The sequence below is a fragment of the Allobosea sp. P4_E12 genome (genome assembly GCF_056401655.1).
Genome location: NZ_JBFUIY010000001.1, coordinates 101,173 through 117,028 on the forward strand (window position 1 = coordinate 101,173; position 15,856 = coordinate 117,028).

Annotated in this window: 13 protein-coding genes; all 13 read right to left on the minus strand. The window is 66.1% G+C overall.

The window, feature by feature from the left end:
- Positions 1-55: 55 nt before the first annotated feature.
- A complete protein-coding gene (gene ftsA, locus AC1DW9_RS00480) occupies positions 56-1,348 on the minus strand; it encodes a cell division protein FtsA (RefSeq protein WP_069879824.1) in 1,293 nt (430 codons plus the stop codon).
- A 29-nt stretch (positions 1,349-1,377) separates the two neighbouring features.
- Positions 1,378-2,340 (minus strand): cell division protein FtsQ/DivIB, encoded by a 963-nt coding sequence (locus tag AC1DW9_RS00485; protein ID WP_441489311.1) that lies wholly within the window; start codon positions 2,338-2,340, stop codon positions 1,378-1,380.
- A complete protein-coding gene (locus AC1DW9_RS00490; protein ID WP_441505337.1) occupies positions 2,307-3,221 on the minus strand; it encodes a D-alanine--D-alanine ligase in 915 nt (304 codons plus the stop codon). Before AC1DW9_RS00490 ends, AC1DW9_RS00485 begins: the two co-directional genes overlap by 34 nt.
- Positions 3,222-3,499: 278 nt before the next feature.
- On the minus strand, positions 3,500-4,426 hold the full coding sequence (murB, locus tag AC1DW9_RS00495; RefSeq protein ID WP_476854999.1) for a UDP-N-acetylmuramate dehydrogenase: 927 nt from the start codon (positions 4,424-4,426) through the stop codon (positions 3,500-3,502).
- Complete coding sequence (gene murC, locus AC1DW9_RS00500) at positions 4,423-5,835, minus strand: UDP-N-acetylmuramate--L-alanine ligase (protein ID WP_441505335.1); 1,413 nt, start codon at positions 5,833-5,835, stop codon at positions 4,423-4,425. Before murC ends, murB begins: the two co-directional genes overlap by 4 nt.
- Positions 5,836-5,906: 71 nt before the next feature.
- Positions 5,907-7,007 (minus strand): undecaprenyldiphospho-muramoylpentapeptide beta-N-acetylglucosaminyltransferase, encoded by a 1,101-nt coding sequence (gene murG, locus AC1DW9_RS00505; protein WP_441505334.1) that lies wholly within the window; start codon positions 7,005-7,007, stop codon positions 5,907-5,909.
- Positions 7,008-7,012: 5 nt separating this feature from the next.
- Positions 7,013-8,146 carry an FtsW/RodA/SpoVE family cell cycle protein gene (locus AC1DW9_RS00510; protein WP_441489315.1) on the minus strand — a complete coding sequence of 378 codons (1,134 nt, stop codon included), beginning with the start codon at positions 8,144-8,146 and terminating at the stop codon, positions 7,013-7,015.
- Positions 8,147-8,255: 109 nt separating this feature from the next.
- Positions 8,256-9,677, minus strand: a complete 1,422-nt coding sequence (gene murD / locus AC1DW9_RS00515; protein WP_441505333.1) for a UDP-N-acetylmuramoyl-L-alanine--D-glutamate ligase — start codon at positions 9,675-9,677, stop codon at positions 8,256-8,258.
- Between the two features lie 2 nt (positions 9,678-9,679).
- On the minus strand, positions 9,680-10,762 hold the full coding sequence (gene mraY / locus AC1DW9_RS00520) for a phospho-N-acetylmuramoyl-pentapeptide-transferase (protein ID WP_069879816.1): 1,083 nt from the start codon (positions 10,760-10,762) through the stop codon (positions 9,680-9,682).
- 19 nt (positions 10,763-10,781) lie between these two features.
- Entirely contained in the window at positions 10,782-12,209 is a 1,428-nt protein-coding gene (locus AC1DW9_RS00525) for a UDP-N-acetylmuramoylalanyl-D-glutamyl-2,6-diaminopimelate--D-alanyl-D-alanine ligase (RefSeq protein ID WP_441505332.1), read from the minus strand.
- Positions 12,206-13,663 (minus strand): UDP-N-acetylmuramoyl-L-alanyl-D-glutamate--2,6-diaminopimelate ligase, encoded by a 1,458-nt coding sequence (locus AC1DW9_RS00530; protein ID WP_441505331.1) that lies wholly within the window; start codon positions 13,661-13,663, stop codon positions 12,206-12,208. Before AC1DW9_RS00530 ends, AC1DW9_RS00525 begins: the two co-directional genes overlap by 4 nt.
- A 25-nt stretch (positions 13,664-13,688) precedes the next feature.
- Complete coding sequence (locus AC1DW9_RS00535) at positions 13,689-15,470, minus strand: peptidoglycan D,D-transpeptidase FtsI family protein (RefSeq protein WP_113513789.1); 1,782 nt, start codon at positions 15,468-15,470, stop codon at positions 13,689-13,691.
- Entirely contained in the window at positions 15,467-15,856 is a 390-nt protein-coding gene (gene ftsL, locus AC1DW9_RS00540) for a cell division protein FtsL (protein ID WP_113513791.1), read from the minus strand. The genes AC1DW9_RS00535 and ftsL overlap by 4 nt, the downstream gene beginning before the upstream one ends.

Genomic DNA, 15,856 nt, shown 5'->3' on the forward strand with positions numbered 1-15,856 from the left:
TGCTACGATTTTACTCTTGGGTCGGAACGGCGCCGCGCCGCCCGGCCCGATACCCTTAGAAACTGTCTTTCAGCCAACGCCCGACACGCGAGAAATACCCGTCCGTCCCCGTCGCGAAGTAAGCGCCGCTCGCGCGAGGCTCGAAATGTTCGACATGAGCGACCTGCGGGTAGACCAGCAGGCCGACCGCGGTCGCAAAAGCTGGTCCCTTGCCAGCCTCCGGCAAGCCCTTGATCCCGAGCGGCCGGCCGGTGCGGACCTGGCCGCCGAGCAGCCGGCGCGCCGTCTCCGGCAAACCGGTCAACTGGCAGGCACCGCCCGTCAGCACGACGCGGCGGCCGGCCTGGGCCGAAAAGCCGGCAGCGTTGAGCCGGTCACGCACGAGCTCGAGGATTTCCTCGACCCGCGGCTTGATGATGCGGATCAGATGCGATTTCGCCAGATGGTTCGGGGTGTCGCGCTCGTCATCGTCGACCTGCGGCACCGAGATCATGTCGCGTTCGTCCGAAGCGCTGGAGATCGCCGATCCGTGCAGCGTCTTCAGCCGCTCGGCGGCCGAGACACGGGTCGACAACCCACGCGCCACGTCCATGGTGATGTGATTGCCACCGACCGCAATGGCGTCGGCATGGACCAGATGGCCGCCCGAGAAAACACCGAGGCTGGTGGTGCCGCCGCCCAGGTCGACGACGACGACGCCCATTTCGGCCTCGTCGTCGACGAGAACCGAGAGACCGGAAGCATAGGGAGACGCGACGACCGCCTCGACCTCGAGATGGCAACGCTCGACCGCCAGCATGACGTTGCGGGCAGCAGCCGCCTCGCTGGCGACGACATGCATGTCGACGGAGAGCTTGCCGCCGACGAGGCCGCGCGGATCAAGCACGCCCGGCACGCCGTCGAGCGCATATCCGGTCGGCAATGCGTGCATCACCGCCTTGCCGGGCTTGATCGCATGCGTCGCGGCGACCGCGAGAACCCGCTTCACATCGGAATCGCTGACCGAGCCGCTACGCAGGTCGACACTGGCGGCATAATGCTGCGAGCCGATGCGCCCACCGGTCAGGTTGACGATGACGGACTGGACCTCGACCTTGGCCATGCGCTCGGCCGCATCGACAGCGGCCCGGATCGCGCGTTCGGCGTTTTCGAGATCGATGATGGCGCCGCCCTTCACGCCGAGCGAACGCTGATGGCCGATGCCGATGATGCGCGCGACATGAGTGCGCCCGCGCAACCGCTCGTTCGCCTCGGCCGGGTTCAGCTCGGCGATCAGGCAGACCACCTTGCTCGTTCCGACGTCCAGAATCGACAAGGTCGCGCTCTTGCGCGACGAAAGCGGACGCATCCGTGGTGTCAGGCCCTGAGAGGTGAAGTTCACGCCTCGCCTCCCTTCTTCTTGGTCTTGCTCTTGAGCTGCTCGGCGCGGGTCGCCGCCCCCTCTTCCGTCAACCGCATCACCACCCGATCGGGCTGGCGCAGGTCGATGGCGAGCAGGTCCTTGTCCAGCAGCCTGAAATCCGTTTCGAGGCCGGCGAGACGTTTGACGGCCTCCCCCGGCGCGATCTCCGGCAGGCGGATATCCATGCCGTTGTCGAGCTTGAGGTTCCAGCGCCGGCCGGCAATCAGGCTGGCCGCACGGATGCGCGGCGCCAATGGTCCAGCGTCGGCGAGCAGTGCGACGTATTCACGGGCGCGGGTATTGGCGTCTGGGCCGACGACGAGCGGCAGATGGGCGAAGCGGCCATCATCCATCTTGTCGATGACCGTGCCATCGGCTGCGATCAGGAAAAGGTCGCCCTTCACCTGCCAGAGGGCGAAGGGTTCACGCTCCGTCAGCGTGATCGCGATCTCGCTGGGATAGAGCTTGCGAACCGTCGCCTGGCGAATCAGCGGCGTCGCCTCGAGGCGACGGCGCGCCTCGTCCGCATCGAAGAAGGCGACCGAGGTCTTCGAATCGATTCCTGCAGCGATCAGGACCTCGATCTCGGACAGCTCCGAGATTCCAGAGATCGTCACCCTGTCGACGCCGAGCCCGACCAGGCGCGCCAGCATATGGCGCGGCTCGCCGTAGTTCTCCTGCATCGTTTCGACATGTCCGCCCTGCACGAAGCCTGTCCCGATACTCAATCCAAGAAACCCAAGAGCCAGCCAGGTCCCGATCCGCTGCGGCAGGCGCTGCCACAGCGGGAGGGCCACCGCACTGCGCCGCGACGACCGGAACCAGCGACGCGAACGCTCGCCGACCAGAAGTTGCGGCCCTGCGGCCGGCATCGATGAACGTCGGGCAGGCACCGCCGCCGCTTTCATCGATCGAGGGAGGCGTCCTCCACCATCCATTTGACGAGCTCACCGAAGTTCAGGCCCGCGTGGGCAGCCAACTCGGGCACCAGGCTGGTTTCGGTCATCCCGGGCTGCGTATTGACCTCCAGCCAGACGAGAGTGTCGGTCTCGTCGTCGTAGCGGAAGTCAGAACGGCTGACGCCCCGGCACCCGATTGCTTGATGCGCCGTTAACGCACACTCTTCGATCTGCTGGTAAATTTTTGGTAAAATTTGAGCCGGGCAGATGTGGATCGAACCACCTTTCGTGTATTTCGCATCGTAGTCGTAGAACTCGCCCGTCGCGGCCCGGATCTCGGTCACACCAAGGGATTTGTCGCCCATGATCGCGCAGGTCAGCTCCCGCCCGGCGACGAAGCTCTCGGCCAGCAACATGTCCCCGCACGGCCAGTCCTCCCGCGCCACTTCCTGCGGAGGATGTTCGCGCCCCTTTTTCACGATGATGACCCCGACCGAGGACCCCTCATTGACGGGTTTCAGCACATAGGGCGGCGGCAGAGGGTGCGTCTTGGCGGCCTCGAAGCGCGACAGGGTAACGCCGCGCGCGACCGGAACCCCGGCAGCCGCAACGACCGTCTTCGCCCTGTCCTTGCGCAGTGCGAGCGCCGAGGCGAGCACCCCGGAATGGGTGTAGGGAATGCGCAGAATCTCGAGCAGGCCCTGGATGGTGCCGTCCTCGCCAAAGCGGCCATGAAGCGCGTTGAAGGCGACGTCCGGGCGCAGCCGATCCAGCACATCGGCAATATCGCGCTGCACATCGATTCGCGTCACGCGGTAGCCGACGCTCTCCAAGGCCCTCGCGCAGCCGTCGCCGGTATTGAGGCTGACCTCCCGCTCGACGGACCATCCGCCCATCAAGACTGCGACGTGTTTGGTCATTGAATCGCTACTCCGCTTCCCCGAGACCCTCGGGGGAGCATGGTTAACGACGCGTTAACGCAGCGGCGGCGAGGCGATCGAAACATCGCCTCCCACGACACATCCTGCGGCGAGGCGCAGTCCGGGCGAAGGCGCGGACTGCGTTACACACTCCCCCGATCGCACTCGGGCAGGCCGACACATGGCTGACCGGTCAGTGGTTTCGCGGGGCCGCCCCATGGCGACGTCTTGATCGCGCGACCACGCCGGGTGCTGGCGACCATTCGTTTCCCAGCGGCCTATACCGCGACGCCGAGCCGCTTGATCTCCCAGTGCAGCTCGAAGCCCGAGGTCTGCTTGACCCGGCGGCGAACCTCCTCGCCCAGACCTTCGATATCGGCGGCCGTCGCGCCGCCGGCATTGATCAGGAAGTTGCAATGCATCTCGGAGACCTGGGCACCGCCGACCCGCAATCCGCGGCAGCCGGCAGCGTCGATCAGTTGCCAGGCCTTGCCGCCGGGCGGGTTCTTGAAGGTCGAGYCACCGGTGCGCTCCTTGATCGGTTGAGCGGCCTCGCGAGCCGCCGTTACCCGGTCCATCTCCGCAAAGATCGCAGCCTGATCGCCTGGCCGCCCCTGGAACAGGGCCGACGTGAAGACTATGTCCATCGTCGCTGCCGCGCTATTGCGGTAGGTGAAGCCCATCTCCGCATGGGAGAGCGTGACGATCTCGCCCTTGCGGGTCACGCCACGCGCCGAGACGAGCACATCGGTGGTCTCGCCGCCGTGAGCACCGGCATTCATTCGCAGCGCGCCGCCGATGCAACCGGGGATGCCGCGATAGAAGGCGAGGCCGTCGAGCGAGGCATCGGCGGCTGCCCGCGCCACCTTGACGTCCGGCACCGCCGTGCCACTGCGCAACCGGTTGCCGTCTTCGAGCGAGATCTCGCCGAACGCCTTACCGCCGAGTCGAATGACGACGCCGGGAATGCCACCATCGCGCACGATCAGGTTCGAGCCGAGCCCGACGACCGTGACAGGAATCTCGGCCGGAAGCCTGGACAACAAATAGGCCAGGTCCTGCTCGTCAGCCGGCGTGAACAGCACCTGCGCCGGGCCACCGACGCGGAACCAGGTCAGCCCTGCCATCTCCTGGTTGGCCAGGAGCCTACCGCGCAATTCGGGCGCGGCCGCGCGAAGGTCGGGGGTGATGTCGGGGAAGCTCACTGCTTGCCACCCAGCCCGGCGAGTTCGCCCGGCAACGCATAGGCCCATTGCGTGATGTTGCCGGCGCCCAGCAGCACGACATAGTCGCCCGGCCCCGCGAACTCCGCCACCATGCCCGCGAGTTTCTCGGGAGCCTCCAGGGCCAGCGCATGGCGGTGGCCGCGCGCCTTGATACCTGAGACGAGGCTATCCCGGTCGGCACCGGGAATCGGAGCCTCGCCGGCGGCGTAGGTGTCGGCGACGATCACCGTATCGGCATCGTTGAAGCAGGCCGCAAAATCGTCGAACAGGCTGGAAAGCCGCGTATAGCGATGCGGCTGCACCACGGCGATGACCTTGCTCCTGGTCGAGGCGCGCGCCGCCTTGAGCACGGCGGCGATCTCCACGGGATGGTGGCCGTAATCGTCGAAGATCAGTGCGCCGTTCCACTCGCCGGTCTTGGTGAAGCGGCGCTTGACGCCGCCGAAACCGGCAAGGGCCTCGCGGATCTTCTCGACCGGAATGCCAAGGTCATAGGCGACCGCGATCGCGGCGGTGGCATTGAGCGCATTGTGGTGACCGGGCATCGGCATCACGAGATCGCGCACGACCTCGTCGCGCCCACGCTTGCGGTCGCGGATCAGCAGCGTGAACCGGGCCTGTCCGCCGGAGAGATCGATGTCGATCAACCGGAAATCCGCCTGCGGGTTCTCGCCATAGGTCACGACGCGCCGGTCTTCGATCTGCCCGACGAGGCCCTGCACCGTGGGATGATCGATGCACATCACCGCGAAGCCGTAGAAGGGCAGGTTCTCGACGAAGGAGCGGAAGGCCTCCTTGATCGCATCGAAGGTCTTGAAGTGGTCGAGATGCTCGGGATCTATATTGGTGACGATCGCCACGTCGGCAGGGAGCTTCAGGAAGGTGCCGTCCGACTCGTCGGCCTCGACCACCATCCAGTCGCTCTCGCCCATGCGCGCATTGGTGCCATAGGCGTTGATGATGCCGCCATTGATCACCGTCGGGTCGAGCCCACCCTTCTCGAGCAGGGTCGCAACCAGCGAGGTCGTGGTCGTCTTGCCATGCGTGCCGGCTACGGCGACGCAGGATTTCAACCGCATCAGTTCGGCCAGCATTTCGGCGCGGCGCACCACGGGCAGGCGCTGCTCGCGCGCGGCCGTGAGTTCGGGATTGTCGCGTCTGATCGCCGTGGAGACGACGACGACCTCCGCCCCCTCGATGTTCTCGGCGGCATGGCCAACGAAGGTCTTGATGCCCTTGTCCGCGAGCCGACGGACATTGGCATTGTCGGACGCGTCCGAACCCTGGACCTTGTAGCCGAGATTATGCAGCACCTCGGCGATACCGGACATGCCGATGCCGCCGATGCCGACGAAATGAATGGAGCCGAGCTTGGGCGGCAGCTTCATGGGTCAGGTGTCTCCTGCGGATTACGGCATGTCGCGAAAAGGTGGGAACGAGCTTTCCGTCAAGACATGCCTCAGAACGTGATCCCTGCGACCTGCAGAACCAGGCGGGCAAGCCGGTCGGCCGCATCGGGAATTCCCGCGCTCTTGGCGCTGTCGGCCATGGCAGTCAAGCGCGACGGGTCTGCGATCAGGGCCGAAAGCTCGCCCGCCAGCCGGCGCGGCGTGAATTCCGGCTGCAGGATGCGGATGGTGCCGCCCGCCCGTTCGAGCACCGCGGCATTGGCGGCCTGGTCCTGATCGAGCGAGCCCGGCAAGGGCACCAGCAGCGACGGCCGCCCGATCACGGTGAGCTCGGCGACGGTCGAGGCGCCCGCCCGGCCGATCACGAGATGCGCTGCACCCATGCGCGTCGGCAGGTCCTTGAAGAAGGGCGCGATCTCGGCTGCGACGCCGAGTTCGGAATAGATCCGCCTGACGCGCTCGCCATCCTCCGCGCGGGCCTGCTGCACGATGTGGAGACGGCCTCGTTCCGCAGGCGTCAGCAGTTGAATCGCCGGCGGCACGATATCGGCCATGATCCGGGCACCCTGGCTGCCCCCGAAAACGAGCAGCCTCAGCGGCCCTGTCGACGGATCGGCATAGGGAGAGACGGCGGCAATGACCGCGGGGCGAACGGGATTGCCGACCTGCCTGCATTTTGCGGCGCGAGCGGCATCGAGGCCACCGACCTCGGCAAAGCCCGTCGCAATGATGTCGACCCGGCCGGACAGGAAGCGATTGGCGCGGCCGATGACGGCGTTCTGCTCATGCACCATGGTTTTCACGCCGGCGAATGAGGCGGCGAGCACCGGCGGAACGGTCGGATAACCGCCGAAGCCGACAACGACGGCAGGCTGCAGTGTCTTGATGATGCGACGCGCGACGAGGACGCCCTTCATCAGCTCGAGCGCCGCGCCCGCCATCTTGAGCGGCGAGCGACCGGACGGCGTCGCCGCCGGGACCGGGTGAACGGACTCGGCCGGGAAGCCACCGGCATACTCGACCGCGCGCGCGTCGGTGACGAGCGCGACCCGCACGTCATGGCGGTGCAGCGCGTGGCTCAGCGCCTCGGCGGGAAAGAGATGGCCGCCGGTGCCCCCTGCGGCGAGAACGACGAGCGGACGCTGTGCCATGTCCGTCAACGCCCGAATTCACCAAAGCCCTCGGCACGCGGGCGTTTGCGGGTCAGGGCCAGCAGGAAGCCTGTACCCAGCGCCAGCGAGAGCAGCGAGGAGCCACCATAGGAAATGAACGGCAAGGTCATGCCCTTGGCCGGCATCATGTGCAGGTTGACCATCATGTTGATCGCAGCCTGGATGCCGAACAGCAGCGCCAGCCCCGTCACCGCGAGACGGATGAAGGGATCCTCTGCCTTCTGGGCCACGAAGAGTGCGCGCAGCACGATCAAGGCGAAGAGTGCCACCAGCAGGATACAGACGACGATGCCGAACTCCTCCGCCGTCACGGCGAAGATGAAATCGGTATGCGCGTCGGGCAGGATGCGCTTCACGGTGCCCTCGCCCGGCCCTTTGCCGAGCCAGCCGCCCTGAGCAAAGCTCTCGAGCGCGGTATCGACCTGGAAGGTGTCGCCAGAGCCCTTGTCCATGAAGCGCTCGATGCGGGCGCGCACATGTGGAACGAGCTGATAGGCGATGAGCAGGCCGAACATGCCGGCGCCACCGAGACCCGCCACCCAGAACCAGTGCAGGCCGGCAACGAAGAACAGCCCGCCCCAGACGAGGCTGACCAGCACCGTCTGGCCGAAATCCGGCTGCAGGACCAGAGGCGTGATCGTCAGCGGCAACAGCGCGAACGCCATCAGCGTACCCGGCAGGTCCGGCCGGCGCATGCCCTCCGAAAAGGCCCAGGCAGCGAGCACGACGAATGCAGGCTTCAGGAATTCAGACGGCTGGACGGAGCCGAGCGGGCCGAGCGTCAGCCAGCGACGCGCGCCCTTCACCTCGACGCCGAAATACAGCGTCGCCACCACCATCGCGAGCGCGACCACATAAATCAAAAGCGCCGCGCGCCGGACCTGCCGCGGCGTCAGGAACGAGGCCGCGAGGAAGATGGCAAAGGCAGCCAGCAGGTAGAACACCTGTCGGTTGACGAAGTGGAAGGTCGAAAGACCGAGCCGCTCGGCCACCGGCGGCCCRCCCGCCATCAGCAGCACGACACCGGAGACCATCAGCGTCACCAGGGTCGACAGGATGATGCGGTCGATCGACCACCACCAGCGACCGCTGAGACTGGGTTCCGCGCGTGAGACCATGCTCTGGCTCCATCAACCAGACGGGCGAAATTCAGCCGCCCGTTTCAGCGAATCACATTGGCAACGATTGGTTAACCGATTGATTCCGACTTGATGCGAACGCCCGTTTTCAACCTGCCTTGAAGCCCGGCAGTGCCTTCACGAGTGCGCGGAACGCATCGCCCCGCACCTCGAAATTCGGGTACTGATCGTAGGACGCGCAGGCCGGCGAGAGCAGAACGGCAAGCTCGGCCTCCCCCGGATGCGTCGCCGCGTCGCTGGCGGCCGCGGCGACCGCATCATCGAGCGTGCCGCTGCGGAGATAATCCACTCGGCCATCGTCATCGAAGGTCGCGGCGAAGGCATCCGTTGCCGCGCCGATCAGATAGGCCCTCGCGATGTTCGGGAAGTAGCGCCTCAGGCTCTCGATACCGCCCTCCTTGGCCTTGCCGCCGAGGATCCAGAAGATGTCGCGGAACGAGGTCAGCGCCTTCTCGGTGGAATCCGCATTGGTCGCCTTGGAATCGTTGATGAAGACGACGCGGCCGACACGGCCGATCTCCTCCATGCGGTGTGCGAGCCCGGGATAGGTCTTGAAGCCGGCAGCGACCTCCTCGGCGGAGAGGCCGACCGCCACGCAGGCGGCAAAGGCAGCCGCCGCGTTCTGCGCATTGTGCGAGCCTCGCAACGAGCCGATGCCGGCGAGATTGGCGACCACGCGCGGCTTGCCGTCGCGGACTTCGACGATGCGGGTATCGAGCTTGCCGGCATTGGCGGTGACGCCGGCGAAGACGCCCTCGTCGAGCGGCTGCTCTCCGCTGATCTTGACCAGCGGGCGCCCGGAAGCGGCGCGCCGGCGCGCCATCTGCTTGGAGGCCTCGTCATCGACGCCGACGATGGCAATGTCGGCGGCTTCGACCATGCGTTCCTTGATCGCGGCGTAGGCCTCCAGCGTGCCATGCCGGTCGAGATGGTCCGGCGTCAGGTTCATCTGGATTCCGACGCTTGGCGCCAGCGACGGAGTCAGGTCGATCTGGAAGGTCGAGCACTCGATGACATGGACACGCCGCGCGGCGGGCGGCTCGAGGGCGAGAACCGCAGTGCCGATATTGCCGCCCATCTGCACGTCCCGGCCGGCCTGGTGCAGCACATGGCTGATCAGTGCGGTCGTGGTCGACTTGCCGTTGGTGCCGGTGATGCAGATCACAGGCGCATCGGGGGCGATCGTCGCCCGCTCACGGAAGAAGAGTTCGATATCGCCGATGATCTCGACGCCGGCGCCTTGCGCCTTTCCGACCGTCCAATGCGGCTGCGGATGGGTCAGAGGCACGCCCGGCGAGAGGATGAAGCTCGCGAAATCCGCCCAGTCGGCCGTTGCGAGATCGACGATGCCGATGCCCTCGCCCGCCGCCTTGTCACGGCTTTCGGTCTTGTCGTCCCAGGCCGCGACCTCGGCACCGCCCGCGATCAAGGCGCGCGCCGTCGCCAGCCCCGAGCCGCCAAGGCCGAACAACGCGACCTTGCGGCCAGCAAATACGGTCACCGGCGTCATGATCAGCGCAGCTTCAGCGTGGCGAGACCGACCAGAGCCAACACGACGGAAATGATCCAGAAGCGGATCACGACCTGCGGCTCGGTCCAGCCCAGTTTCTCGAAATGGTGATGGATCGGCGCCATCAGGAAGACCCGCTTGCCCGTGCGCTTGAAGACGAAGACCTGGATGATGACCGAGAGCGCCTCGACCACGAAGAGGCCGCCGACGATCGCCAGCACGATCTCATGCTTGGTCGCAACCGCGATCACGCCAAGCAGGCCGCCGAGGCCGAGCGAGCCGGTATCCCCCATGAAGATCTGGGCCGGCGGCGCGTTGAACCAGAGGAAGCCCAAGCCGGCGCCGATCACGGCGCCGCAGATCACGGCAAGTTCGCCGGCGCCCGGCACATGGTGGATCTGCAGGTAATTGGCGAAGATCGCGTTGCCGGCGAGATAGGAGATGAAGCCGAATGTCGCGGCGGCGATCATCACGGGCACGATCGCGAGCCCGTCGAGGCCGTCGGTGAGATTCACCGCATTGCCGGCTCCGACCACGACGAAGGCGGTCACGAAGGGGAAGAGCAGGCCGAGCGGAATGACCAGTTCCTTAAGGAACGGCATCGCGAAGCCGGATGAAATCGCCGGCGGGCCAAGCCGCATGATGAAGTAGCAGGCGATGAGTGCGATCACGACCTCGATCGAAAGCCGCGCCTTGCCGGAGAAGCCCTTATGGGACTGCTTCGTGACCTTGAGATAGTCGTCATAGAAGCCGATGGCGCCATAGGCAGCGGTCACCGCAAGCACGATCCAGACATAGGAGTTGCGCAGATTGCCCCAGAGCAGGACCGCGGCGAACAGTCCCGACAGGATCATCAGGCCGCCCATGGTCGGCGTCCCGCGCTTGGCAAGATGCGTCTCCGGACCGTCGGTCCGGATCGGCTGGCCCTTGCCCTGCTTGATCCGCAGCCAGGAAATCGCAGCAGGCCCGAAGAAAAAGACGAAAAGCAGCGCCGTCGCGGTGGCGCCACCGGCGCGGAACGTGATGTAGCGGAACACGTTCAGAATCGGGAAGGCCCCGGCGAAGTCGGCAAGCCAGACGAGCATCGGCTATGTTCCTCTTGTCTCAGTCGTCGGCAGGCACGGCAGGAAACCGGGCGGCGATGGCCTTGACGACCAAGCCCATATGGGAGCCGAGCGACCCCTTGACGGTGACGACGTCCCCGGCCCGGATGGCGTCCAGGACAAGCGGCGCAAGCTCGCTCGACTGCGCCGCATAAGCACCGCGCATGCCCGATGGCAAGATGTCGTAAAGTCCGCGCATCAGCGGCCCACAGGCAAAAACCCGGTCGATCGCGTTTCCGGTGATGGGGTCCGCGAGCCCCGCGTGCAGCTGCGGAGCGCTCGGGCCGAGTTCCCGCATGTCGCCCAGCACCGCGACGCGGCGGCCTCGTCCCGTCACGGGAATGCGACCCAGGTTCTCGATTGCGGCCCGGACCGAAGCCGGGTTGCCGTTATAGCTCTCGTCGATCAGCGTGAACGGGCCCGATGGCGTGCTCAGCATCTGGCGTGCGCCACGACCGGCAGGCGGCGTAAGGTCGCCGAGTGCGAGCACCGCCAGTGCCAGATCAGCGCCAACAGCCTCGACCGCAGCGAGAACCGCGAGCGAATTCAGCACGATATGCTTGCCCGGGCTGCCGAGCCGGTAGGTCACAGGCTTGCCGAGCACCACTGCATCCACCGTCGAGACATCCGGCTTGAGCGAGCAGGACAGGAGCCTGACATCGGCATCGGCACTCTCGCCGAAGCTGATGATCCGCCCGGCAGGGCTCTCTTCGGCCAGGCGCCTCAGCAGCGCGGCCTGAGCGATGTCGGCATTGACGATAGCAGTGCCGCCCGGCTTCAGCCCTGTGAAGATCGCAGCCTTCTCCTCCGCAATCCCCTCGACCGACTCGAAGGCGGCGAGATGGACGGGCTGGACCGTCGTGACGATCGCGACGTCCGGCGAAACCATCCTGGCGAGTGGCAGGATCTCGCCCGGATTGCTCATGCCGATCTCATAGACGCCATAGCGCACGGAAGCCGGCGTGCGGGTCAGCGTCAGCGGCACACCCCAGTGATTGTTGTAGGAGGCGACCGGAGCATGGGTCTCGCCCTGACGGGACAGGACAAGTCGCAACGCCTCCTTGGTGCCGGTCTTGCCGACCGAGCCGGTCACCGCGATGACCGCGGCCGTGAGTTCGGCCCGGCGAGCCATGCCGGCCAATTCCATCGCGTGCAGCACGTCGGAGACAACGGCGCAGGGCCCTGCCCCGATAAAGCTCGCGGCATGAGCTTCATCGATGACGGCAAGCGCCGCCCCCTTTGCCAGGGCGGCCTCGACGAACTCATGTCCGTCGCGTTCCCCGCCCTTGATCGCGAAGAAGACGTCGCCGGGCTGCAGCGTCCGGGTATCGATCGAAGCGCCGGTCACAGCGGCCGGCATCTCGCCGCGCAGCCTGGCTCCCATGGCGCCGATCAGGCGCTCTCCCGACCACAAAGGCATGCCGCTCATGCTTCGATCTCCGCGATGGCCGTCCGCACCACGTCGTGATCGGAAAAAGGCAGGGTCCGATCGCCTATGATCTGGCCGGTTTCATGGCCTTTTCCCGCCACCACGAGGAGATCCCCGGGAGCGATCAGGCCGACGGCGGTGCGAATGGCCTCGGCCCTGTCGCCGATCTCGCGCAGCCCCGGAGCAGCCGCGAGGATCTCGGCGCGGATTGCAGCGGGGCTCTCGCTGCGTGGGTTGTCGTCGGTGACGATCGCGATATCGGAGCACTCGGCCGCGATACGACCCATGATCGGACGCTTGCCGCGATCACGATCGCCGCCGCAGCCGAAAACGCAGATCAGCCGGCCGGGCGCATAGGGCCGCAAGGTCGCGAGCACCGCCGCCAGCGCATCCGGCTTATGGGCGTAATCGACGACGACGAGACCACCATTGATCTCTCCGACACGCTCGAGCCGTCCGGCCACGCCACGCAGCCCCGCGATCGCCTGGAGTGAAGCGTCTTCGTTTTCCCCCGTTGCGATGGCCAGGCCTGCGGCGACCAGCGCATTGCCGGCCATGAAGTCGCCGACCAGGGGCAGCACGACCTCGAGCTCGCGCTGCTTCACCCGAATCCTGAGCCGTTGCAAAAAGCCTTCGCGCGCTGCGCCGAGCAGGGTCAGCGTTTCACCCGCCTTGCCGATGCCGATGATCGGATGCCCCTTGGCGAGCGCGGCCTGGGCTGCCTCGCCGGCGTAAGGCTCGTCGCGGTTGATCACGACCGGCGCTCCCTCGGGCAGAAGCTCCCAGAGCCTGAGCTTGGCTGCGAGATAGTCCGCCACGCTCGGATGATAATCGAGATGGTCGTGCCCGAGATTGAGGAAGGCGCCAGCCTTCAATCTCACTCCGTCCAGGCGGCGCTGGTCGAGCCCGTGAGAGGACGCTTCCATCGCGAGATGACTGATGCCTTCCCCTGCGAGCTTGTCGAGCGAGGCGTGCAGCGAAATCGGGTCCGGCGTGGTCAGAGAGCCGTAATCAGCGCCCCGCGACGTCACGACGCCGATCGTGCCGAGGCTGGCTGCTTCATGGCCCAATGCCGAGAAGATCTGTCGGGTGAAGTCGGCAACCGAGGATTTGCCGCTGGTCCCGGTTACCGCCACGATCGTACCGGGCTGGCGCGGATGCACCCGCGCAGCCGCAAGCGCCAGAGCCCGGCGCGGGTCGTCGACACGCGCGAAGGCCACCGAGGGGTCGAGCTCTGCTGGACGCGCATGATCCGTGACGATGGCGGCAGCACCGCGCGCAACGGCATCTGCAACGAAGCGTGCGCCGTCTGTCCTGGCGCCGGCATAGGCGACGAAGACGTCCCCCGGCTTGACCTTGCGGCTGTCCATCGCGACCCCGCCGACACGGCGGGACGCACCTTCGGCGAATGCCCCGGGGAAAAGTTCACCGAGACTGAATTCGCTGCTGCCCATGATCTCGCCTGTCAGTTTCGTTGCTTCAGCGCGTTCCCCAGGCGCCGAGCTTCGCCATCAGCGGGAACGGGGCGACCGGCGGTTCGAAACGCGGCGGCAAGCCGAGGATCGGCGCGGCGCGTTCGATGACCTTGCCGGTCGTGATACCGGCATTCCAGGCGGCGGTCGAATAGCCCCCGCTCTCGGCATAGCCCTTGGGCTCGTCATAGATCGAGAGGAAGAGATAGCGCGGCTTGTCTGCCGGCACGATCGCCATGAAGGTCGTGAAGTTGCGGTTCTTGGCGTAGCGCCCACCGATGACCTTTTCGGCCGTGCCGGTCTTGCCGCCGACGAAATAGCCCGGGACGTCCGCCTTGCGGGCTGAGCCACGCTCGCCATTGATGCGCATGATGTAGCGCATCGCCTCCGAGGTTTCCGGCTTGATGACGCGAACCCCGAGGCGCTTGGCGTCCTCCTCCGAGCGCTTGATGAACGTCGGAGTGATCAGGTTGCCGCCATTGACCAGCGCCCCGACAGCAGCCAGGGCCTGGATCGGCGCAACCGCGAGGCCGTGACCGAAGGCGATGGTCGCGGTGTTGAGCTCGCCCCAGCGCGGCGGGATGAGCGGCTCGGCGCTCTCGGGCAACTCGGTCCGCATGCGATCGAGCTGGGCCATCTTGCGCAGGAAGGCCTTGTGGCCTTCCACACCGACGGACAGCGCCATCTTGACCGAGCCCATATTCGACGAATGCACGAACACTTCCGGCACGGTCAGTGTTCGGCCCGTGCCATGGTACTCGCGAATGACATGGCGGCCGAAGCGCATCATGCCGCCTGCAGTCGAATAGGTGGAGTTGATGTTTGCCTTGCCGGAGTCCAGCGCCATCGCAACCGTCAGCGCCTTGAAGGTCGAGCCCATTTCGTAGACGCCGACATTGATCCGGTTGATACGGTCCTTCTCCTGCGCATCGACCGGGTTGCTCGGGTCATAGTCGGGCAGGGACACCGAGGCGATCATCTCGCCTGTCGTCACATCCATGATCGCACCGGCCGCCGCAATGGCCCGGTACTTCTCCATGCCCTTGACCAACTCGTCGCGCAGCAGGTGCTGCACGCGCAGGTCGATCGACAGGGCCACGGGCTTGAGATCCGACGCCTGGGTTGCGAGACCGGCGCCGTTCAGATCCTGCAGCCCCTGCGAGTCGATATATTTCTCCATTCCCGCAATGCCGACATTGTCGACATTGGCAAAGCCGAGCACATGCGCCGCCGCCGGCCCATTCGGGTAGACGCGCTTGTTCTCGGGCACGAAGCCGACGCCGGGAATGCCGAGGCGATGAACCTCGGCTTGCTGGCGCGGCGTGATCTCGCGCTTGACCCAGATGAAGCCGCGCTTGGTGCCGAGCCGGTCGCGCAGATCCTTTGCATCGAGATCAGGCAGGACGGCAGTCAGCAGCTCGGTTGCCTCGTCCTTGTCGAGGATCTTGCGCGGCTCGGCGAAGACCGAGACGGTCCTGATGTCAGTCGCGAGAACGGTTCCGTTGCGGTCGACGATATCTGGCCGTGCGGCCGAGATCGCGTTGGAGGTCGCGCGGCGCAGACCGACCTGCTCGTTCGGCAAGGTGGCGAGCATCACCAGACGGCCGGTAATGGCCAGGAACAGGGCGGAGAAGCCCAGGATCACGAGACCGACGCGCGGCTGGCTCTTCTCGCCGCTCATCCGGAAGACATCGCGCAGGAAATGCAGCCGCCCGCGCGGCACCGGCTGCCCCTCCTCGATATCGTCCGGACGCTGGTGGTCGGTCGCAGAGAGCTTCGGCTCGGTCATGGGCGGGCTCCCGGCGTGGTGACGCCACTCGTCTTGCGATCCCTCGGTGTTTCGGTCGGCAGACCGAGGCCGAGATCCTCAAGCTTTCGGCCGATGGAATCCACCTTCGGACCGCGGTTCGGGATATCCGAGGCGCGCACGACCTGCGTCACCGAGAATGGCTGGAGGTCGAGATGGCGCTCGCTCAGTGTCTGCAACCGATCGGGCCGGTTCAGGAACTGCCATTCCGCCTTGAGCACGGCGATCGCATCGCGCTCGCGCTGCGCCTTGGCCTTGAGCTTTTGCAACTGCTCGGATTCGAGCGTCGTCTCGTATTTGATCGTGTAGGCATAGAGCGCCGAGGAGACCAGAGCGCAGATCGCAACCACATGCAGGAGCTTGATCAT